The 21,002-nt window shown below is 63.6% G+C and carries 15 protein-coding genes; 7 read left to right on the forward strand and 8 right to left on the reverse strand.

All coding sequences use genetic code 11. From position 1 onward, the window contains the following. From LCM4576_RS00235 to LCM4576_RS00250, 4 genes are all read right to left on the reverse strand, one after another. Positions 1 to 281 (reverse strand): hypothetical protein (locus tag LCM4576_RS00235; protein WP_131803198.1); only part of this gene is annotated, 281 nt, incomplete at its 3' end. A gap of 8 nt (positions 282 to 289) precedes the next feature. Further along, the gene (locus tag LCM4576_RS00240; protein WP_071029585.1) at positions 290 to 1,096 is read right to left on the reverse strand and encodes an E2 domain-containing protein; all 807 of its coding nucleotides are present in this window, start codon (positions 1,094 to 1,096) and stop codon (positions 290 to 292) included. Between the two features lie 5 nt (positions 1,097 to 1,101). Beyond that, positions 1,102 to 2,634 carry an adenylate/guanylate cyclase domain-containing protein gene (locus LCM4576_RS00245; protein ID WP_071029587.1) on the reverse strand — a complete coding sequence of 511 codons (1,533 nt, stop codon included), beginning with the start codon at positions 2,632 to 2,634 and terminating at the stop codon, positions 1,102 to 1,104. A gap of 468 nt (positions 2,635 to 3,102) precedes the next feature. Further along, complete coding sequence (locus LCM4576_RS00250) at positions 3,103 to 6,879, reverse strand: vitamin B12-dependent ribonucleotide reductase (RefSeq protein ID WP_071029589.1); 3,777 nt, start codon at positions 6,877 to 6,879, stop codon at positions 3,103 to 3,105. A 711-nt stretch (positions 6,880 to 7,590) separates the two neighbouring features. On the opposite strand from LCM4576_RS00250, the gene gltX reads away from it, so the two are divergent. Continuing rightward, positions 7,591 to 8,964, forward strand: coding sequence for a glutamate--tRNA ligase (gene gltX / locus LCM4576_RS00255; RefSeq protein WP_071029591.1), 1,374 nt, complete (start codon positions 7,591 to 7,593; stop codon positions 8,962 to 8,964). Here gltX and LCM4576_RS00260 read toward each other — a convergent pair. From LCM4576_RS00260 to LCM4576_RS00270, 3 genes are all read right to left on the reverse strand, one after another. Then, positions 8,882 to 10,111 carry a DUF2865 domain-containing protein gene (locus LCM4576_RS00260; RefSeq protein ID WP_071029593.1) on the reverse strand — a complete coding sequence of 410 codons (1,230 nt, stop codon included), beginning with the start codon at positions 10,109 to 10,111 and terminating at the stop codon, positions 8,882 to 8,884. The genes gltX and LCM4576_RS00260 overlap by 83 nt on opposite strands. A gap of 89 nt (positions 10,112 to 10,200) precedes the next feature. Then, positions 10,201 to 12,525 carry an NADP-dependent malic enzyme gene (locus LCM4576_RS00265; RefSeq protein ID WP_071029595.1) on the reverse strand — a complete coding sequence of 775 codons (2,325 nt, stop codon included), beginning with the start codon at positions 12,523 to 12,525 and terminating at the stop codon, positions 10,201 to 10,203. Between the two features lie 150 nt (positions 12,526 to 12,675). After that, entirely contained in the window at positions 12,676 to 13,455 is a 780-nt protein-coding gene (locus LCM4576_RS00270) for an SDR family oxidoreductase (protein WP_071029598.1), read from the reverse strand. Positions 13,456 to 13,577: 122 nt separating this feature from the next. On the opposite strand from LCM4576_RS00270, the gene LCM4576_RS00275 reads away from it, so the two are divergent. Beyond that, positions 13,578 to 14,408: a UDP-2,3-diacylglucosamine diphosphatase gene (locus LCM4576_RS00275; RefSeq protein WP_116397852.1), complete on the forward strand. Its 831-nt coding sequence runs from the start codon at positions 13,578 to 13,580 to the stop codon at positions 14,406 to 14,408. Positions 14,409 to 14,596: 188 nt separating this feature from the next. Continuing rightward, positions 14,597 to 15,811, forward strand: coding sequence for an MFS transporter (locus tag LCM4576_RS00280; RefSeq protein ID WP_071029600.1), 1,215 nt, complete (start codon positions 14,597 to 14,599; stop codon positions 15,809 to 15,811). Here the strand turns inward: LCM4576_RS00280 and dgcA are convergent. Continuing rightward, positions 15,782 to 16,765, reverse strand: coding sequence for an N-acetyl-D-Glu racemase DgcA (gene dgcA / locus LCM4576_RS00285; RefSeq protein WP_071029602.1), 984 nt, complete (start codon positions 16,763 to 16,765; stop codon positions 15,782 to 15,784). The genes LCM4576_RS00280 and dgcA overlap by 30 nt on opposite strands. 77 nt (positions 16,766 to 16,842) lie before the next feature. On the opposite strand from dgcA, the gene LCM4576_RS00290 reads away from it, so the two are divergent. From LCM4576_RS00290 to LCM4576_RS00305, 4 genes are read left to right on the forward strand one after another with little or no spacing between them, the layout of a single operon-like run. Then, positions 16,843 to 18,030 carry an ABC transporter permease gene (locus LCM4576_RS00290; protein WP_071029604.1) on the forward strand — a complete coding sequence of 396 codons (1,188 nt, stop codon included), beginning with the start codon at positions 16,843 to 16,845 and terminating at the stop codon, positions 18,028 to 18,030. 1 nt (position 18,031) lies between these two features. Further along, positions 18,032 to 18,844: an ABC transporter ATP-binding protein gene (locus LCM4576_RS00295; protein WP_071029606.1), complete on the forward strand. Its 813-nt coding sequence runs from the start codon at positions 18,032 to 18,034 to the stop codon at positions 18,842 to 18,844. Positions 18,845 to 18,858: 14 nt separating this feature from the next. Next, positions 18,859 to 20,232 carry an MlaD family protein gene (locus LCM4576_RS00300; RefSeq protein ID WP_071029608.1) on the forward strand — a complete coding sequence of 458 codons (1,374 nt, stop codon included), beginning with the start codon at positions 18,859 to 18,861 and terminating at the stop codon, positions 20,230 to 20,232. 37 nt (positions 20,233 to 20,269) lie between these two features. After that, a complete protein-coding gene (locus tag LCM4576_RS00305; RefSeq protein WP_244510557.1) occupies positions 20,270 to 20,923 on the forward strand; it encodes an ABC-type transport auxiliary lipoprotein family protein in 654 nt (217 codons plus the stop codon). The last annotated feature ends 79 nt before the right edge of the window (positions 20,924 to 21,002 follow it).

A 21,002-nucleotide genomic window follows, 5' to 3' on the forward strand; every position in this document is an offset into this window, starting at 1 on the left:
CGTTCAGGGCGAAGATGGTGCAGCAATCTTGGAAGGAAGGACGTCAGCGTTATCACTGCTGCCACGGCCAGAAGCGGAAGCGCCACCAGGAAGGCAGTTSGATAGCCCATTGGAGGCTCATCCGTGGAGCGAAGGATTCCGATAATGGTTCCCATCCAAACGGAGCAAAACGTGAGCAGTGCGGCATTCTTGGCTTCCGCGAATTTCACGAGGTCCATCATGCGACCATGGTTGGCAGCCAAGGTCTTTTCATAGCTCTCCTGCTGATCGTTCTTAGCCATCGCAATTCCTATGCGGCTTTAGCCAGTGCAGTGCCGACAAGGTCCCGGAGGGGACACTCGTCCATCGTTCCACAGCACTTCAGGGACGTATCCTTGAAGCTGTCGAAGAATTTCGCCTCGGCCAGGCGCCAGCCTTCAAGCGACGCCGCGAGATCGGCAAACACCTGCGCATGGTCGGAGCATGCCACCAGCGGCAACCCGCTTCCTCGGTCACACTTGCACCTTTGCCGTAGGGTCATCACGTGGCCGCTCTCCATGTCGACTGTAAGCAGCCTCCTGCCGTCGAGCAGGAGCCGCAGTCGATCGTGGCCGCCAAGCCTCCTTCGCGATGTCGTCAGACACCCTTCCTTCAGTGCCTTCTCGAAAGCCTTGCTGAGCTTTGAGGCGCTGGCTTCAGCGACCGCTTGGTACCTCGCGGCTTCGGGTCCGTGAGCACGAGCCTCGCCTTTTCCGGGCCAGCTGCGAAGCGCTGYCGCCGTACGTTGCCTGAGAAGGAAAATGAGCAACTTTCCCCACCATCGCCCGGCGGCTTCCGCGTCCGTGATGTCATGCGGTTCTACCTCCGCCCAGTAAAGGCAGAACGTGCCGTCAAAATTGATGTGGCGCTCCGGGCAGAAGGAGGGGAGGTGTTCTTTTTTTACCTCCTTCGCGACTATCTTGTCTCCAGCATCAATGACCTTGATGAGAAACCGCGTTGCGGGTGCGCCGGATGCGTTGGCTGGCTGAACGGCAAAGATCGCAACATTGTCGTTCAGGCTCACGAGATCCGAGTGGTTGTCGCGTGCAGTCTCGGCCAGGAGGGCGAGGGCCGACATTGCCGTCAGCGTCCCTCCGAGTGTKGGCGGAACGGTTCCTCGGCAGCCCTGGCAATGGCTGGGCTACTTACGGCATAAGCCGCGGCATACGCTGCTTTGGCCACCTTGTCGCCTTCTGCGGTGAGTGCCTCAAGCACCACGTCGTAGGTCAGTCCTGACTTTCGACGCGAGGAGCCGAAGAGCGCCCGTACAGATTCCGGACCAGCGTCATACGCCGCCTTCCCGATCGCGGTTTGCTCGCCACTGCAGCGCTTCTGCTCGGCTTCTGAATCGAGGATGGCGCGACCTGTGGAACAACGGACGCGCCCGCCCTGCATGCCGAGTCGGGTAATCGCCGTCGGGCYGAATTCAAAGCCTATGGCTAGCCCCAGGTCGTCTGTATCCACGTCATTCGCTCCAAGCCTTTCGAGCGCCAGATCGAAGCTGCTGCGCAATCCTCCGGCACACAGGGCAGAGGTCGACACCGTATCCTCGGTATACGTCTGGTAGGCTGTTCCTTCCATCACGTGGCCGTGGATGCAGTCGCCGATGAAGCGAATACGCCGCCCCGAGAAATCGGAGGAAAGGACCCGGTCGAGTTCCGAACGGATGACATGGAGACAGCGGACGACGTCTTCCGGRTCGTCATCGATATGTGCGTCGACATATGCCGTGAAATTGTCGATATCGGCGTACACCGAAACCGTGTCCATCCGCTTCGAGTTTCCAGGCGTAAGAGCCGAGATATCAAGGTCGCGCAAAGGAGGAGTGGCTCGCGTGAACGCGAAAGCGCCGATCGGGTTGTTCTTGTTGTCAGCACGCCAGTCGGACACCACGGAGTCCTTGCTCAATCCAAGGTCGGCGGCATCCTGGCAATCCGCGATCTCGGCCTCAGTGAGCGGCGTGAGCGGGACGTCTTCCTCGTCAAGCTCCTCGAGCCCGATTGCCTTCCTCGCCTCGTTGCTCAGATAGATGCCCGTGTCGCTCCCGTTCGATGCGATCTTCGCTGCCATGTTGGCGGGGCGACCCAAGAAGAGCGGTTCGCGGTTGCCGCTCCGGCCGTTGTTTACGGCTAGCGCCCGGCCGCTGTCGATGCCGATCCGAACCTCGGCTGCCGGGATGTTCTCGTCGTCATCGCCTGTCTCGAGCAGAACGTCGCTGATCAGCTGCGCGATGGYGACAGCACGGTTGACGCGATCTCCTTCCGCGTTGTCGCCGTACGGCTTGGCGACGAYGGCGTGGAGCCGCTGGTTGTGGAAGTCTACGCGAATTGCGTCGGACGCGGCGAGGATGCGATGAACAGCCCGATAATGCAGATTGAGGAAGCGCAGCGTTCGCTTATGGCAGGTCTCGCCTTCGGACTGCGTGCTTTCCAGCATACCCCGCAGGTTGAGGATGTCGACGTAGAGGTGAACCGCATCCATGCGGTAGGCCTTGTTTGTCGGTATCGATGTCAGCGAGGTGTCCCGCTTGTAGTCCACCACGGTGACGGACTCGACTTCCTTGATGCGGGCGTCGATCGCTTCCTTCGCGCGATCGTATTTCCAGTTGTTCGACATACCCCTACTCCTATCGACAAGGGCGCTGGGGATCGCCCAGCTACCTGACAATGAAATTAAGTGAGTTCACCCCGGAACGCCGCGCTGCGACGAAATCAATCCGGTTGATTGTGCGGTCTTTATTTCGCGCGGAATGCGTTCAATTCCCGATTTGTTCCCTTTGGCATTCCCGGGCACGAAAAGCGCCCGGGAAACTGTGTTTTTTCGGCCTACCGCCGGAGGTGAGCAGACTTCGTGTGCCGAATGAGCGATCTACCTTGACGTTGAGCGAGATTCAGTGACGCGTCAGGGATGGGGCGGTGCGTCGCGTAACGTCTTTCGCTCGTTGCACCGCAGCCGATGCATTTCTTTCACGATCCGTTGCTTACCTTCTGACTTTGTCAGGAGCGGCCGTCTGGCCGCTCCAAGTACAAAACATTGGCTTGTAGGTACAAAACTTTGAGTGTTGCACCATTTCATTGGGGTCGATCAGCTGCACCCGCTCGTCGAACCACAGGTGTCGCACTTCTCGCAGGTGCCGTTCCGCACCATGGTGAAGTTGTGGCACTCGGAGCATTCGTTGCCGGTGTAGCCCTGGAGCAGCGACTGCTGGCGCCTTGTCGCGGCGAGCTTCTTCGCTTCGGCCGCCTCGTTGGCGGCGGCGTCGGTGAACAGAGCCTCGGCGCCGCCGGCGGCCTCAGCTTCTTCTTCCACCATGTCCTCGGCCAGTTCCCGGGCGCGCTCCTCATAGTCGCGCTTGTAGGCGAGCGCCTCGTCGCTGGCCGGCTTCAGCGCCAGCACGTTGGAGCCGGCGAAGGCGGTCGGCGCCGCGCGGGCAGGGGCCGGCGTCGACGTTGAGCCGCCAAAGCCCTTCGGCTCGCTGCCGATGYCGCTCACCAGCTTCACCGGCGAGGCGCCGCGATAGAGGCCCTTGGAGAAGGGCGTCGCTTTGCCTTCGGTGATGCCGCGGCCGAGCGCCGTCTTGTCGAAGTCCGACTGGTCGACATGGGCGAGGTCGTGGCGGCCGAGATAGGAGACGGCCAGCTCGCGGAACACGTAGTCGAGGATCGACGTGGCGTTCTTGATCGCGTCGTTGCCCTGCACCATGCCGGCCGGCTCGAACTTGGTGAAGGTGAAGGCCTCGACATATTCGTCGAGCGGCACGCCGTACTGCAGGCCGAGCGAGATCGCGATGGCGAAGTTGTTCATCATCGCGCGGAAGGCAGCACCTTCCTTGTGCATGTCGATGAAGATCTCGCCCAGGCGGCCGTCGTCGAACTCGCCGGTCCTGAGATACACCTTGTGGCCGCCGACGACGGCCTTCTGCGTGTAGCCCTTGCGGCGGTTCGGCAACTTCTCGCGGTCGCGGTAGAGGCGTTCCACCACACGCTCGACGATCTTTTCCGTCACCTGCACGGCGCGCTGCGCGGCGGGCGCGGCGATGAACTGCTCGACCGCCTCGTCCTCATCCCCGTCGTCATCGGCGAGCAGCGAGGCGTTGAGCGGCTGCGACAGTTTCGAGCCGTCGCGATAGAGCGCGTTCGCCTTCAGCGCCAGCTTCCAGGACAGCATATAGGCGTTCTTGGCGTCCTCGACCGTCGCCTCGTTCGGCATGTTGATGGTTTTGGAGATGGCGCCCGAGATGAAGGGTTGCGCCGCCGCCATCATCAGGATGTGGCTGTTGATCGACAGCGAACGCTTGCCGATCTTGCCGCACGGGCTGGCGCAGTCGAACACCGGCAGGTGTTCGGCCTTGAGGAAGGGCGCGCCTTCGAGCGTCATGGCACCGCAGACATGGATGTTGGCGGCGTCGATGTCCTTCCTGGAGAAGCCCAGCGCCGGCAGCATCTCGAAGGAAACGTCTGAGAGCTGCTCGTCGGTGAAGCCGAGCGTCTCCTTCACCCAGTCGGCGCCCAGCGTCCACTGGTTGAACACGAACTTGATGTCGAAGGCCGACTTCAGCGCCGCGTTCAGTGCCGCGATCTTCTCGTCGGTGAAGCCCTTGGCCTTCAGCGAGGACGGGTTGATGCCGGGCGCCTGGTTGAGGTTGCCGTGGCCGACGGCATAGGCCTCGATCTCGGCGATCTGGCTTTCGGAATAGCCAAGCGTCCTCAGCGCCTCCGGCACGGCGCGGTTGATGATCTTGAAATAGCCGCCGCCGGCGAGCTTCTTGAACTTCACCAGGGCGAAGTCGGGCTCGATGCCGGTGGTGTCGCAGTCCATGACGAGGCCGATCGTGCCGGTCGGCGCGATCACGGTCGCCTGCGCGTTGCGGTAGCCATGCTCCTCGCCGAGCTCGATGGCGCGGTCCCAGGCGGCGCGGGCATGCTCGGCCAGCGCCTGCTGCTTCAGGTCGGCAGCGACCAGCGGCACCGGGTTGACGGCAAGCTTCTCGTAGCCGTCCTTGTCGCCATAGGCGGCGCGGYGATGGTTGCGCATGACGCGCAGCATGTTCTGGGCGTTGCGATCATAGTCCGGGAAGGCGCCGAGTTCGGAAGCCATCTCGGCCGAGGTCGAGTAGGCGACGCCGGTCATGATCGCGGTGAGCGCGGCGCAGATCGCGCGGCCCTCGTCGGAGTCGTAGGGAATGCCCGAGGTCATCAAGAGGCCGCCGATATTGGCGTAGCCGAGGCCGAGCGTGCGGTAGTCGTAGGAGAGCTTGGCGATCTCCTTGGATGGGAACTGCGCCATCATCACCGAGATCTCGAGCACGACGGTCCATAGCCGCACGGTGTGCTCGTAAGCGGCGATGTCGATCGTGCCGTCTTCCTTGCGGTAGGGCAGGAGGTTGATCGAGGCGAGGTTGCAGGCCGTGTCGTCGAGGAACATGTATTCCGAGCACKGGTTGGAGGCCCGGATCGCACCGGCCGACGCGCAGGTGTGYCAGTCGTTCATCGTCGTGTTGAAGTGCAGGCCCGGGTCGGCCGACGCCCAGGCGGCGTAGCCGATCTTTTCCCACAGGTCGCGCGCCTTCAGCGTCTTCAGCACCTTGCCGTCCTTGCGGGCGGTGAGCTGCCAGTCGCCATCGGTCTCCACGGCGCGCAGGAAATTGTCCTTCAGCGACACCGAGTTGTTGGAGTTCTGGCCGGAGACGGTGAGGTAGGCGTCGGAATCCCAGTCGGTGTCGTAGGTCTTGAACGACATCGAGGTGTAGCCCTGACGGGCGAACTGGATGACGCGGTAGATGTAGTTCTCCGGCACGGCGTCCTTCTTGGCCGCCTTGATCTCGCGCTTCAGCGCGGTGTTCAGCGCCGGGTCGAAGCAGTCGTCGCCATCGCCTTCGCAATTGACGCAGGCCTTCATGATGGCTTCGAGGTGCTTCTTGACGATCTTCGAGCCGGTCACCAGCGAGGCGACCTTCTGCTCCTCATTGACCTTCCAGTCGATGAATTGCTCGATGTCGGGATGGTCGGCGTCGACGATGACCATTTTTGCCGCGCGGCGCGTCGTGCCGCCCGACTTGATGGCGCCGGCCGCGCGGTCGCCGATCTTGAGGAAGCTCATCAGGCCGGACGAGCGGCCGCCGCCGGAAAGCTTCTCGCCTTCGCCGCGCAGCATCGAGAAGTTCGAGCCGGTGCCGGAGCCGTATTTGAACAGGCGCGCCTCGCGCACCCACAGGTCCATGATGCCGCCCTCGTTGACGAGGTCGTCCTGCACGCTCTGGATGAAGCAGGCATGCGGCTGCGGGTGCTCGTAAGCCGACTTCGACTTGGTCAGCTTGCCGGTGAAGGGGTCGACATAGAAGTGGCCCTGGCTCGGGCCGTCGATGCCATAGGCCCAGTGCAGGCCGGTGTTGAACCATTGCGGCGAGTTCGGCGCGACGCGCTGGGTGGCGAGCATATAGGCAAGCTCGTCGCGGAAGGCGCGCGCGTCTTCCTCGGATTTGAAATAGCCGCCCTTCCAGCCCCAATAGGTCCAGGTGCCGGAGAGGCGATCGAAGACCTGGCGGGCGTCGGTCTCCGAACCATAGCGCTCGGCCTCGGGCAGCTTGGCGAGCTCGGCCTCGTCGGCAACCGAGCGCCACAGGAAGGAGGGGACGTCGTTCTCCTCGACCTTCTTCAGGCGCGCCGGCACGCCGGCCTTGCGGAAATATTTCTGGGCCAGGATATCGGCCGCGACCTGGCTGAATTGCGCCGGCACATCGATGTTGTCGAGGCGGAACACCACCGAGCCGTCGGGATTCTTGATCTCCGACAAAGCCTTGCGGAATTCGATCTCCGCATAGGCTGATTGCTCTGGCTTGGTGAAGCGACGCTCGATGCGCATTGGTCCGGTCCCTTTGTCTCTATATATAGCGCTTTTCCCCGGGGATTTCTGCCCCACATGGCGAAAAGCACGGTCCGCCGTTTGCCGGCATCGCGGTGACGCCGGCATTCTCCTCGTCGCGGGCGCCGCCATGCAGACAGCAAAACACCTGGCCGGACATTTGCCCGGGCTRCAGGCCGACCCCCGCGGGTCCCTCAACTGAAACTTTGGTCGATTYCCTCGGAAGAGGGAGGTTCACACTATCTAGGGTCCAGCCTGCCTGCAAACGCTAAATATAGTGTTAACAGATCATTTTTTCCAGGCCGACAATTCTCCCTTTCGCCCACCCAAGCCATAAAGATCCCAACGCTTCCGCCGGCCTCGTGAACGGGCGGAAATGTGGGCAAAACGCACAAAATCCGGGAAAAAAGACCGGCCTCTAAACTCTCCGGTCACGCCCGCAACAGGAGCGCATGGCCCATAAAAAGCGACTCGTTCCGACCCGTCAAGGATTCGTTTTTGTAGCTTTTGTGACCCCAACATCTTGTGTGTCACACATGTGGATAACGGGGACATAACAAGCCCGGGTTTGCAGGCACTTGACGCCGTTTGTCAGGCCGCCAGGAAGCCGTGTCGGGCAGCGGCTTTTCATTTTAGCTGGCTTGCACTATCTGTTGCGTTCGCGCGGGGGCGCGCCTTGTCAACACCAAAAGCATCCGCTACGCCCCGCTCATGACAGTTACCGTACGTTTTGCTCCATCGCCGACCGGCCGCATCCATATCGGCAATGCGCGCACCGCGCTGTTCAACTGGCTTTTCGCCATGAACAACAAGGGTCGTTTCATCCAGCGCTTCGACGACACCGATATCGCCCGCTCGAAGCAGGAATATGCCGATTCCATTCTTTATGACCTGCATTGGCTGGGCATCTTCCCGGACGTCACCGAGTACCAGTCGCGCCGCTTCGAGATCTATGACGCGGCGGTCGAGCGGCTGAAGGCGGCTCGCGTGCTCTATGCCTGCTACGAGACGCCGGAAGAGCTCGACCTGCGCCGCAAGGTGCGCCGCACGCGCGGCCTGCCGCCTGTCTATGGCCGCGAGGCGCTGACGCTGACGCCGGAGCAGGTGGCCGAATACCAGTCGGACGGACGCAAACCGCACTGGCGCTTCCTGCTGCCCAACTTCACCAGCGATCCGCTGCAGCCGGAGCGCACCGAGGTGCATTGGAACGACCTTGTGCGTGGCGAGGAGACCGTCGATCTCGCCTCGCTGTCGGACCCCGTCCTGGTGCGCGAGGACGGCACCTATCTCTACACGCTGCCTTCGGTGGTCGACGATATCGAGATGGGCGTAAGCCACATCATCCGCGGCGACGACCATGTCACCAACACCGGCGTGCAGATCGCCATCTTCAAGGCGCTCGGCGCCGAGCCGCCGATCTTCGGCCACCATARCCTGCTCACCACCGTGTCGGGTGAGGGGCTGTCGAAGCGCACCGGCGCGCTGTCCATCGAAAGCCTGCGCGAGGACGGCATCGAGCCGATGGCGGTCGCCTCGCTGGCCGTGCTCGTCGGCACATCGGAGAATGTCACCGCCGCGCACGACCTCAACGAGCTTGCCGGCCATTTCGACCCGGCGGCGACCTCCAAGTCGRCCTCGAAATTCGACCCGGACGAGCTCTTCGTGCTCAACCGCACGCTGATGCATCATATGCCGTTCGAGGAAGCGCGCGACCGGCTGATGGTGCTGGGCATTTCCGGCGACAAGGCCGAGCCGTTCTGGCTGGCGGTGCGYGGCAATCTCGACCRCCTGTCGGACGCRGTCGCCTGGTGGCGCATCCTGAACGAGGGTCCGCAGGAGCCGGCCGACTTTTCCGGCGAGGACCGCGACTTCCTCAATCAGGCGTTCGAGCTGCTGCCGGAGGAGCCGTGGAACGGCACGGTCTGGAAGGACTGGACCGGCAAGATCAGGGAAGCCACGGGGCGCAAGGGCAAGCCGTTGTTCATGCCGCTGCGGCTGGCGCTTACCGGGCGGACTTCGGGGCCGGAGCTTTCAGATCTATTGCCGCTGATGGGTCGGGAAGGAACGCTGGCCCGACGACCCTGACCTTGCGCTGATCCGGCGGCAGCGCCGAGACCGGCGACACCGGTACCTTGGTGGTCAGCCGCTTGATCGCGTCCAGGTCGAGCCCGCCTTCGGCATTGGCGAGCGTCTCGGGATCGGCGCCCGGATCGGGCTTGGYCGCCGGTACGGGAATGAAGGGCGCTGCCCCGCCGTCCGGTTGCGACTGTTCGGGATTGGGCGGGTTACCGCCGATGATCGTGAAATTGCCGGCCTGGGCGTTGCACCCGCAACTCGGCGGGCGCGAGTAATTGGCCTGCTTGTAGAGATAGGCGGTCGGCAGCTCGCTGTAGGGTTGCCCGGTGACCGAGGAGGTCATCGATCCCGAATCGTCGTCCATTCCGCGCGAATAGAAGACCTGCATCTCGGTGCCGGGGCAGCTCGATTCGCAGTTCTTCTGGTCGCGCTCGAAATCGCCGACGGAGGCGGCGTTGGACATCGGGAAGAAATAGCCGTCGCAGGTGCGCACGCACATGGTGCGGAACCCGCCGCCCAACCTGGGCAGGTCCATGCCGTCCGGCTGGTTGATGATGCGGCGGATATTGCGCACGCTGGGATCATCGGCAGGTACGTCCGCCGCGTCCGGCATGTCAGGGGCATCGGGCGTTTCGAGCTGCTGGTCCTGGCGCCCGAAAAGCTGCTCGAACAGATTGCCGCCGCCATTGTCGCGGGAAGCCTCCTCCTGAAGCGGCGCCCGGCGGAGCGGGGGCTCGTCGCCGCGGCAGCCATTGGCATCGAGCGCCRCCAGGATGCGGCTGCGGTCGCGCCGCGTGCCGCCGCCGGCGGATAGTCGCTCGCGCTTGGCCTGCAACGTGTCGAGATTGGCGTTCATCCGCTCGATCGAGGCGTTGATCGCCGCGCATTGGCTGACATTGCGCGAAAACAGCGTGAAGCCGCAATTGGCGTCGCTTGCCCGGCCGCGGGCCTTGGCCAGTTGCTCGCGCTGGCGCTGGATGGCATCGTCATATTTGCGCACGATGCCGGGCCCCCCGCCACCGCCGCGTGCCGCGGCGAGCTCGGCTTCGAGTTGCCTGCATATGCGAGAAGCCGCCTGGGATTGCGTGACGGCGAGAGCTGAACCTGCAAGCGCTGCAAGCAGCGCCGCAAGATGCATCAGCTTCAACCCCTTCATCCGCCTGGAATCCCGATTGCCCTTGGCCGGAAACTACCGCGTTCGTGGTTAACTGTTCCCTAGTCTGCACCGGTGCTTGGTGCGCCGCCTCAATTCAGATCGACAAGCGCCTGCGCCTTGTGCGCGGCCTCGACCACGGCCAGCGCGGTCATGTTGACGACGCCGCGCGAGGTCACCGACGGCGTCAATATATGCGCGGGCTTGTCGGTGCCGAGCAGGATCGGTCCGACATGCAGCGCATCCATCATGGCGCCCAGCGCCGTCAGTGTGATGTTGGCCGAATCGAGGTTCGGGAAGACCAGCAGATTGGCTTCGCCCTTCAACCTGGAATGCGGATAGACGCGCTGGCGCAGATGTTGCGAAAGTGCTGTATCGGCATGCATCTCGCCGTCGCATTCAAGGTCGGGCGCGATGCGCGCCAGGATCGCGGCGGCCTGCCGCATCTTGAAGGCGCTCGGCGCGTCACGCGAACCGAAATCCGAAAACGAGAGCAGGGCGGCCTTGGGCTCCAGGCCGAAACGCCTGATCTCCTCCGCCGCCAGAACTGTCATCTCGGCGATCTCCTCCGCCGTTGGATCGATGGAGACATAGGTATCGGTGAGAAAGACGATGCCCCGCTGCGAAATCAACATGGAGAGCGTCGACAGATCGCGATCCTTGACGCCGGCGCGCGGCCCTATGATCAGCGAGACATTGCGCAAATGCCGCTCGAAGCGACCTTCGAGCCCGCATATCATTGCATCCGCGTCGCCACGCCTCAGCGCGAGCGCCGCGATCACCGTATTGTTGGTGCGCACCATGGTGCGGGCGGCTTCCGTCGTCACGCCGCGCCGGCCGGCAAGCTCGATCAAAAGGTCGACATAGTGGCGGTAGCGCGGATCATCCTCTGGATTGATCAGGGCGAAATCGACGCCCGGCCGGATGCGCAGGCCGTAACGCTTCAGGCGCACCTCCACCACATGCGGGCGGCCGATCAGGGTCGGTTCGGCAATGYCTTCCTCCAGCACCACTTGTGCTGCGCGCAGCACGCGCTCGTCCTCGCCGTCGGCATAGATGACGCGCTTGGTGCTCGATGTCTTGGCCGAGGAGAACACCGGCTTCATCACCAGGCCGGAGCGGAAGACGAAGCGGTTGAGCTTGTCGATATAGGCGGCGAAGTCGGCGATCGGCCGCGTCGCGACGCCGGTGTCGCAGGCAGCCTTCGCCACCGCCGGCGCGATGCGCAGGATCAGGCGCGGATCGAAGGGCGAGGGGATCAGGAAATCGGGACCGAATATCGGCGTCTCGCCGGAATAGGCGCGTGCCGCGACATCGGAAGGCTCCTCGCGGGCAAGGGCGGCGATCGCCCTGACCGCCGCCATCTTCATCTCCTCGTTGATGGCGCTGGCGCCGCAGTCCAGCGCGCCGCGGAAGATGTAAGGGAAACAGAGCACGTTGTTGACTTGATTGGGAAAATCCGAGCGGCCGGTGCAGATCATGGCGTCCGGGCGCGCGGCGCGCGCCACTTCCGGCATGATCTCCGGATTGGGGTTGGCCAAAGCCAGGATCAGCGGTTTCGGCGCCATGTGCTGCAGGAGCTCCGGCTTCAGCACGCCGGCGGCGGAGAGGCCGAGGAAAACGTCGGCGCCGGGAATGACATCGGCCAGCGTGCGCGCCTCGGTGTCCTTCACATAAGGGTCTTTCCAGCGATCCATCTCCTCGACGCGGCCCCTGTAGGCGACGCCGAAACGGTCGGTGACCCAGATGTTTTCCACCCTGGCGCCGAGCGAGACCAGAAGGTTGAGGCAGGCAAGTGCTGCCGCACCCGCGCCCGAGGTGACGATCTTGATGTTGGAAATCGCCTTGCCGGCCAGTTCCAGCCCGTTGAGCACAGCGGCGGCGACGATGATCGCCGTGCCATGCTGGTCGTCGTGGAAGACCGGAATGCCCATGCGGGCCTTGAGCGCCTCTTCGACCTCGAAACATTCCGGCGCCTTGATGTCCTCGAGGTTGATACCGCCGAAAGTCGGCTCGAGCGCGGCCACCGTCTCGACCATGCGCTCGATCCCGGGCGCGTCGATCTCGATGTCGAAGACGTCGATGCCGGCGAATTTCTTGAACAGCACCGCCTTGCCTTCCATCACTGGCTTGGAGGCGAGCGGGCCGATATTGCCGAGTCCGAGGACCGCGGAGCCGTTGGAGACGACGCCGACGAGATTGGCGCGGGCGGTGTAGTCGGCGGCGGTCGCCGGATCATCGCGGATCTCGAGGCAGGGCGCGGCRACGCCCGGTGAATAGGCGAGCGCCAGGTCGCGCTGGTTGCCGAGCGGCTTCGTCGCCTGGATCTCGAGCTTTCCCGGCTTCGGGTGCTTGTGGAAGAAGAGGGCGGCCTCGTCGAGGTCCGACCGGGCCGGTTTCTTGTTCTCGCCGTCCATTGCGGCCCCTCCCTGCGATGCTGGTTTGGAGCCTTTTAGCATGCGCCCGCGATTTTTCGCGACCGCAAATCGCAGGCTCCGGCTTCACAATGCCGGAGCGCAAATAATCTACCGATTCCAGCTGGTTGGCTGGAGAGCCTCAGGCGATGCTCAGAAGGCGCTGACGTAAAGGCCGCCGTCGACCGGGATGTTCTGGCCGGTGAGGTAGCCGGCATGGACCGAGCAGAGGAAGGCGCAGATCTGGCCGAATTCCTCCGGCGTGCCGAGACGTTTCGCCGGCACGTCGGCGCTAATACGGGCCTTGCGCGCGGCGGCCGCGGCCGGATCTTCTTGCGTGCCTGCCTCATGCGGGCCGCGCAACCGGTCGGTGTCGAGCTTGCCGGGCAGCAGGCTGTTGATGGTGACGTTGCGGTCGATCACCGTGCGCGCCACGCCGGCGAGGAACGAGGTCAGTCCGGCACGCGCGCCGGACGACAGGTCGAGGCCGGGGATCGGCACATAGACCGACAGCGAGGTGATGTTGACGATGCGGCCGAAGCCGCGCTTAGCCATGCCGTCGATCATCGCCTGGATCAGCTCGATCGGCGTCACCATGTTCTGCGTCACGCCCTCGAGGATCTTGGCGCGGTCGAGCTCGCGGAAATCGCGCAGCGGCGGGCCGCCATTGTTGTTGACCAGGATATCGGGATCAGGGCAGGCGGCAAGCAGCGCCTTCTGCACCTCGGGCTTCGACACGTCGCCGGCGACCTCGATCACCTTGACGCCGAATTTTTCGCGAATTTCAGCAGCGGTCCTAGCCAGAAGCTCGGCGTTGCGCCCGTTGACGACGAGGTCGACGCCCGCCTCGGCCAGCGCCATGGCRCAGCCTTTTCCAAGTCCCTTGCTCGAGGCGCAGACGATGGCCTTCTTGCCGCGAATGCCGAGATCCATGGTGATTTTCTCCTGGTGCTTTGCCGGTGCCAAGCTAGCGCCTGGGCTGGACCAACCGCAACCGTCATAYGGTTGTTGCATGAATCGGGGCATAGGCACGCGAAAGCAAAGGGTAAATCGTGATGTCAAACCCAGAGCCCCGCACCTTCCGCGCCCTGTTCATTTCCGACGTGCATCTCGGCTCGAAAGCGGCCAAGGCCGATTTCCTGATCGATTTCCTGCGCTATCACGATGCCGAGATCATCTATCTGGTCGGCGATATCGTCGACGGCTGGCGGCTGCGGCGCAGCTGGCACTGGCCGCAGAGCCACAACGACGTGGTGCAAAAGCTGCTGCGCAAGGCGCGCAAGGGCGCTTCGATCACCTATATCGCCGGCAATCACGACGAATTCGCCCGCCAGTTCCAGGGCGTGCATTTCGGCGGCATCGTCGTCGCCGACCGCGCCATCCACGAGACCGCGGCCGGCCGGCGCCTGCTGGTCATCCATGGCGACCAGTTCGATACGGTGGTGCACAACCAGCGCTGGCTCGCCTATCTCGGCGACTATGCCTATGACACGGYGATGCTGATCAACCGGGTGGTGACCAAGCTGCGTCACCTGCTCGRCTTGCCTTACTGGTCGTTCTCGTCCTGGGCCAAGGTCAAGGTGAAGAAGGCTGTGAACTTCATCGGTTCGTTCCAGACGGTGCTTTCGGAAGAAGCGCGGCGCTCGCATGTCGACGGCGTGATCTGCGGCCACATCCATCACRCCGCCATCGAAAGCTATGGCGATGTGCAGTACATCAACACCGGCGACTGGGTGGAAAGCTGCACGGCGGTGGTCGAGCACTTCGACGGCCGCATGGAGATCCTGACCTGGGCGCATGTGCTGCCCGAATCTTCGACCGGCAAGGATGTGCTGGTGCCGGTCGACCTCGTCGATCTCAAGGGCAGGGCGGCTCAAGCGGCCTGAACGCCGCCGCCCCCGGTTCAGCCTGACCCTTTCGTTGCGTTGACATTGAGCGGGCCGCGCTCCCGAGCCTCGTTCGTCAACAGCTTTRCCCTTGATCGATTGGTCCAGACAGTTCCGCCGCGCTTTGCYGCATGTTAGGGATCGAGACGCGTTGCAGGCTGTCGATTGCAGCGTAATTGGATCGATTCATGTCGCTGCCGCCCCTGTCGCCCGAGCAACTCGTCAAGCCCTGCCATTTCGAACTGCGCATGAGCCTGATCTTCGCGACCTTGTTCGTGTCGCAGGGCACGCATCTGCCTTATTTTCCGCTCTGGCTGCAGTCGAAAGGCTTTCATGCCGAGCAGATCGCCGTCATCCTGGCTGCGCCGATGTTCCTGCGCGTGGTGACGACGCCGATGCTGACGGYGCTTGCCGACCGGGCGAAAGACCGCGCCAATGTCTACATCGTACTGGTGGCGGCCTCGATGGTCGTCTCCGCGGGCTATTTCCTGCCGGCCACCTACGCCATCGTGCTTGCCGTGTCGCTTTTGCTGACGATCGTCTGGACGCCGCATTCGCCGATGGCCGATTCGCTGGCGCTATCGGGCGTGCGGCGCTTCGGCTCCAATTACACCGCCATGCGAAAATGGGGCTCGATCTCCTATCTTGGCGCCAATGTCGTGGGCRGCTTCATCCTTTCGGCCACGGGTCCGCAGGCCGTTCCGGTCATCATCTTCATAGCAATCGGCGCGGCTCTGGCCGCAGGGCTATGGGCGCCGCGCATGGGGCGGCCTCGCAAGGCCTCGCCGCTGTCAGYCACCGAGATCCAGCATAAGGCGCCGAGCCTCTTCAACRCATATTTCCTCTATTTCACGCTCGGCGTCGGCATCATCACCGCCAGCCACGCCTTCCTCTACGGCTTCGTGTCGATCTACTGGAAGTCGATCGGCATCGGCGATTCCGTCGTTGGCCTGCTATGGGCCTGGGGCGTGGTGTCCGAAGTCTGCATGTTCCTGTTTTTCAACCGTATTTTTGCTTCCACCTCGGTGGTCAGGGTGATGGTGATCGCCGGTATCGGCTCGATCGTGCGCTGGATCGCCTTTCCACTGGTCTGGCCGCTTGGGCTTGGCGTCGCGGGCTTCTTCCTTGTCCAGTCGCTGCATTCGGTTTCGGTGGCGATGGTGTTGATCGGCCTGCAGAAGATGATCGGCGAGACGGTTTCCGAGGAGCGCACGGGTGCTGCGCAAGGCATCGCCTATTTCTTCAACGGCTTCTTCATGGCGGCGGTGACGCTCGCGTCCGGCCCGCTCTACGACCGCCTGGGCGTCGACGGTTTCTGGGCGATGATCCCGATCGCGATCGTCGGCGTGGTGCTGATAGGCCTCGCTTCCCGCTCAGCCCCAAAGCACCCTGTCAGGGGGTGAAACGAGCGATCCCCGGTAGACGAGGCCAGGCTCGCGATCATGCGCAAGCAGCAGCGGACCGTCGAGGTCGACGAAGTCGGCGCCCTGCGCCAGGAGCACCGCCGGCGCCATGGCGAGCGAGGTGCCGACCATGCAACCCACCATGATGCCGAAGCCCAGGTCGCGGGCTCGGTTGCGCAATTTCAGCGCCTCCGTCAGGCCGCCGGACTTGTCGAGCTTGATGTTGACGGCGTCGTAGAGACCGACCAGCGCGTCGAGGTCCTTCGCCGCATGCACGCTTTCATCGGCGCAGACCGGCACCGGATGCGCGATCCGGCGCAGGATCTCGTCCTTGCCGGCCGGCAGCGGCTGCTCGACGAGCGCGATGCCATGCTGYGCGGCGAAGGCAAGGTTCGCCTCGACATTTTCATGCGTCCAGCCCTCATTGGCATCGAGGATGATGCGGCTTTCGGGAGCGGCCTCGGTTACGGCGCGGATTCTCGCCATGTCGTTGTCGCCGCCGATCTTGACCTTGAGCAAGGGCCGCGCGGCATTGGCGCGCGCCTGCGCCGCCATGGCTTCCGGCTCGGCGAGCGACAGCGTGTAGGCGGTCTCCAGCGGCCTGGTCGGAAGGATGCCGATCGCCGCCGCCACCGGCGTGCCGGTCAGCTTGGCTTCCAGGTCCCAAAGCGCGCAATCGATGGCGTTTCGCGCGGCGCCCGCCGGCATGGCCGCGAGCAGAGCGGTCCGGTCGATGCCGGCGATGATGGGATCGCGCATGGCTTCGATGGCCGCGCGCACCCCCTCCATGGTCTCGCCGTAGCGCTTGTAAGGCACGCACTCGCCGCGACCGGAACGTCCCTTGTCGGTGATCGTTACGGTGATGACTTCGGCCTCGGTTTTGGATCCGCGTGAGATGGTGAAGGTGCCGGCGATCGGGAATCGCTCCATTTCGACCGAAATGACACGCACCATAATTTTCTTCTCCGGCTGTGYGACACCGGTCTGCCGGCAAATCGACACGCCAGTCCCGTCACGCTAAACAGGACGCCATGTTGACCATCCGCAAACGCGACGCAAGCGGCGAGRCCGCCAAGGACGCCGAGCACCGGCCGCGCGTTGCCGTGGGCGAGGAAGGTGGTGTGCTCGGCTGCGCCTTTTCCGGCGTGTGGACGACGCGCACCGTCGCGGCGGTCGATGCCGACATGCGCAAGATCGAGCAGAGAAGCGGCGCGAAACAGCTGATGCTTGATCTCTCCCACATCGAGAAGATGGACACCGCCGGCGCCTGGCTGATCGACAGGCTGGCCAGCGCCTTCGAGAAGAAAGGCGTCGAGGTCCATTTGCAGGGCCAGAGCGAGATCGCCTCGATCCTGCTTGGCGCTGTCGGCGACGCGGTGYGGCGCGAGCCCGAATCGGGATCGGCCGGCCCGCCCAACATCATCCTGCGCGCTCTGGAATTGGTCGGCCGCCGCGTCTACGAGATGCGCGACGACTTCCTGGCCTCGATGAACATCCTCGGCGCCACGATCCGCGGCGCGCAGATGAAGCTCGGACGCGGTCACGCGGTCAATCCCGCCGCGATCTTCAACCAGATCGATCGCATGGGCGTCGGCGCCATACCGGTGGTGGTGCTGATGTCGGCGATCGTCGGCGCCATCGTCGCCCAGCAGGGCGCCTACCAGCTCAGCTATTTCGGCGCCAACATCTTCGTCGTCGACCTTGTCGGCGTGCTCATCCTGCGCGAGCTCGGCGTGCTGATGACGGCGATCATGCTCGCGGGACGTTCGGGCAGCGCCATCACCGCCGAGATCGGCTCGATGAAGATGCGCGAGGAGGTCGACGCGCTGAAGGTGATCGGCCTCAACCCGATCGGCGTGCTGGTCTTTCCGCGACTCGTCGCGCTGGTGATCGGGCTGCCTTGCCTCACCATCATCGCCAATTTCGCGGCCCTTGCCGGCGRCATCGTCGCTGCCTGGCTCTATTCCRACATTCCGCCGGCAGCGTTCATCGACAGGCTGCGCGTGGCCATCGATCTCAGCACCATCTTCGCCGGCCTGATCAAGGCGCCGTTCATGGCCCTGATCATCGGCATCATCGCATCGGTCGAGGGCATGAAAGTCGGCGGAAGCGCTGAATCGCTCGGCCTCCACGTGACCGCGTCGGTGGTGAAGTCGATCTTCGTCGTCATCATCCTCGACGGGCTTTTCGCCATGTTCTACGCAGCGATCGGGTTCTGAGATGGCGGACGGCAACGGCGCCACAGCAGCGCAGGACGCGCATGACGATGAAATCGTGCTTTCGGTGCGCGACGTCACCGTCGCCATCGACGACAAGCTGATCCTCGACAAGCTTTCGCTCGACATCAAGCGTGGGGAAATCCTCGGCTTCGTCGGCGCTTCGGGCGCCGGCAAATCGGTGCTGTTGCGCACGATATTGGGACTGATGCCGAAGCAATCGGGGACGATCAAACTGTTCGGCGTCGACGTCGACAAGGCAAGCGACGCAGACCGTTTACGCATCGACATGCGGCTCGGCGTCCTTTTCCAGCATGGCGCGCTGTTTTCGGCGCTGACCGTGCTGGAAAACGTGCAGGTGCCGATGCGCGAATATCTCGACCTGCCCAGGGCGCTGATGGACGAACTCGCCATGCTCAAGATCGAGCTRGTCGGATTGCCGGCCGACGCYGCACAGAAATTTCCCTCCGAGCTGTCCGGCGGCATGATCAAGCGCGCCGCGCTGGCGCGCGCCTTGGCGCTCGACCCCGACATCGTCTTTCTCGACGAGCCGACATCGGGGCTCGATCCGATCAGCGCGGCCGAATTCGACGAGCTTGTCGTCAAGCTGCGCGACACGATGGATCTGACCGTCTACATGGTCACGCACGATCTCGACACGCTGTTCACCGCCTGCGACCACGTCGCGGTGCTCGGAAAGAAGCGGGTGCTGGTCGAAGGCACGATCGACGACATGCTGAAGAGCGAGGAGCCGTGGGTGAAATCCTATTTCCGCGGAAAACGCGCCCGGCAACTTGATCTTGCGGCGCGCGCATAGCCATAAGTGGGTCGATGGAAACAAGAGCCAACTACGTTATTGTCGGCATCTTCACGCTGGGAGCGATCCTGGCGGCTTTCGCCTTCGTCTATTGGACCGCGGCGATCGGCGACAGAGGCGAAACGACAATGCTGCGCGTGCGCATTCCAGGTTCGGCCTCAGGCCTCGGCCGCGGCAGCTTCGTGCTGTTCAACGGCGTCAAGGTCGGTGACGTCAAACGGGTCTATATCGACGTCGACAATCCGACGGTGGCCATCGCCGACACCGAGATCGACCGCATGACGCCCATCACCAAGTCGACACAGGCCGATATCGGCCTGGCTGGCTTGACTGGCCAGRCCAATATCGAGCTCCGCGGCGCCGACCCCAAGGAAGCGAAGCTGCTCGACGAGGCGGAGAAAGAGGGCAGGATCCCAGAGATAACCGCCAACCCGTCGGCGGTCACCAATCTTCTGCAGACGGCGCAGAACATTTTCACGCGCGCCGACAAGGTGCTGAGCGAGCTCGAAGGCTTCACCAAGGACGTTCGCGGCCCGCTGACGCAGACGGTCAAGAATGTCGAGACCTTCTCGGACGCGCTGGCCAAGAATTCCGACGGCATCGACAAGTTCCTGACGGCGGTGAGCTCGCTTTCGGATCAATTGAAGAATGTCTCGGGCCGGCTCGACAGCACGCTGAAGGCCGCCGAAGGCCTGCTTAATTCCGTCGACAAGGACCAGATCAAAAGCATCGTGGCCAATGTCGACACGGTGACGGCGAACCTGAAGGAGACCTCGAAGCAGTTCGACACCGTCATCGGCAACGTCAACACGGCGGTCGGCTCGATCAACGATTTCGCCAAGCAGACGCAAGGGACACTGGCCAAAGTCAACGGCGTGCTCGACGGCATCGATCCGGCCGACGTCAAGGCCGCTTTGGCCAACATCCAGAAGGCCAGTGTCAGCGCCGACAAGGCGGCTTCCGACATCGCCAAGGTCACCGACAAGATCGCCAACCGCTCCGACGACATCAATGACACGATCAAGAATGCCCGCCAGCTTGCGCAGCGCCTCAACGACGCCTCGGTGCGCGTCGACGGCATCCTGGCCAAGGTCGACAATCTCCTTGGCTCCGGTGAGGCCAACGGCGTGATGGYCGATGCCAGGGCGACGTTGAAATCCTTCAAGCAGGTGGCCGACACGCTGAACTCCCGCCTCGGCACCATCGTCGACAACCTGTCGCGCTTCTCCGGCCAGGGTCTGCAGAACGTCGAGGCGCTGGTGCAGGACAGCCGCCGCTCGATCAACCGCATCGAGGAGGCGGTGACCGACCTCAGCCGCAATCCGCAGCGCATCCTGTCCGGCGGCGACGGCGAGGTCCGGCAGTTCGATGGAAGGGCACGGCGTTGACTTCGGCCGCCGCGACCGCCAAGAAAATGAACCGCAAATGCGGGTTGATCGTAGGATCCGGGGACAACGGGGATCGCGCGTGAAGTCGGTCAGGGTGGTAGCGGGGAGTTTCAGATCATCCGCGGCGGCGTTGCTGGTGCTTTCGCTTGCCGRCTGCGCGGCCCTGGGCGGCAAGCCGGCGCCGCTCGACACGTTCGAATTGTCCGCGCCGTCGGTCGACGTGCGTGCCCACAGCCGTCGCCAGATCCTGATAGCCCAGCCATCGGCGCTCAAGGCGCTCGATAGCCAGAACATCGTCATCAGGCCTTCCGACAGCTCGATCCAGTTCCTGAAGGGCGCGCAATGGGCCGACCGGCTGCCGCTGATCGTGCAGGCGAGGCTAGCCGAAACCTTCCAGCGCTCCGGCAGCTTTGCCGGCGTCGGCAAGCCGGGCGAGGGGCTGGCGATCGACTACCAGATCATCGTCGAGGTGCGTTCCTTCGAGGTGCGCGTCGATGGCGGCGAGCATGCCGACGTCGATCTGTTCGTGCRCATCCTCAACGACCGCAACGGCGAGGTACGCGCCTCGAAGAGCTTCACCGCGAGCGCGCCGGTCTCCGGCAGCGGCAATGCGGCTTATGTCGGCGCGCTGGACAGCGCCTTCGGCCAGGCGGCGAAGGACATCGTCCACTGGACGGACCAGACGATCTGAGGCGCTGGCCAAGCCGGCAATCAAATTACGGCGTGAAAAAGGCGGGTCGAGACCCGCCTTTTTCAGTTCCGGTTCTGCT

The sequence above is a fragment of the Mesorhizobium sp. LCM 4576 genome (assembly GCF_001854815.1).
GTDB classification, from domain to species: Bacteria; Pseudomonadota; Alphaproteobacteria; order Rhizobiales; family Rhizobiaceae; genus Mesorhizobium; species Mesorhizobium plurifarium.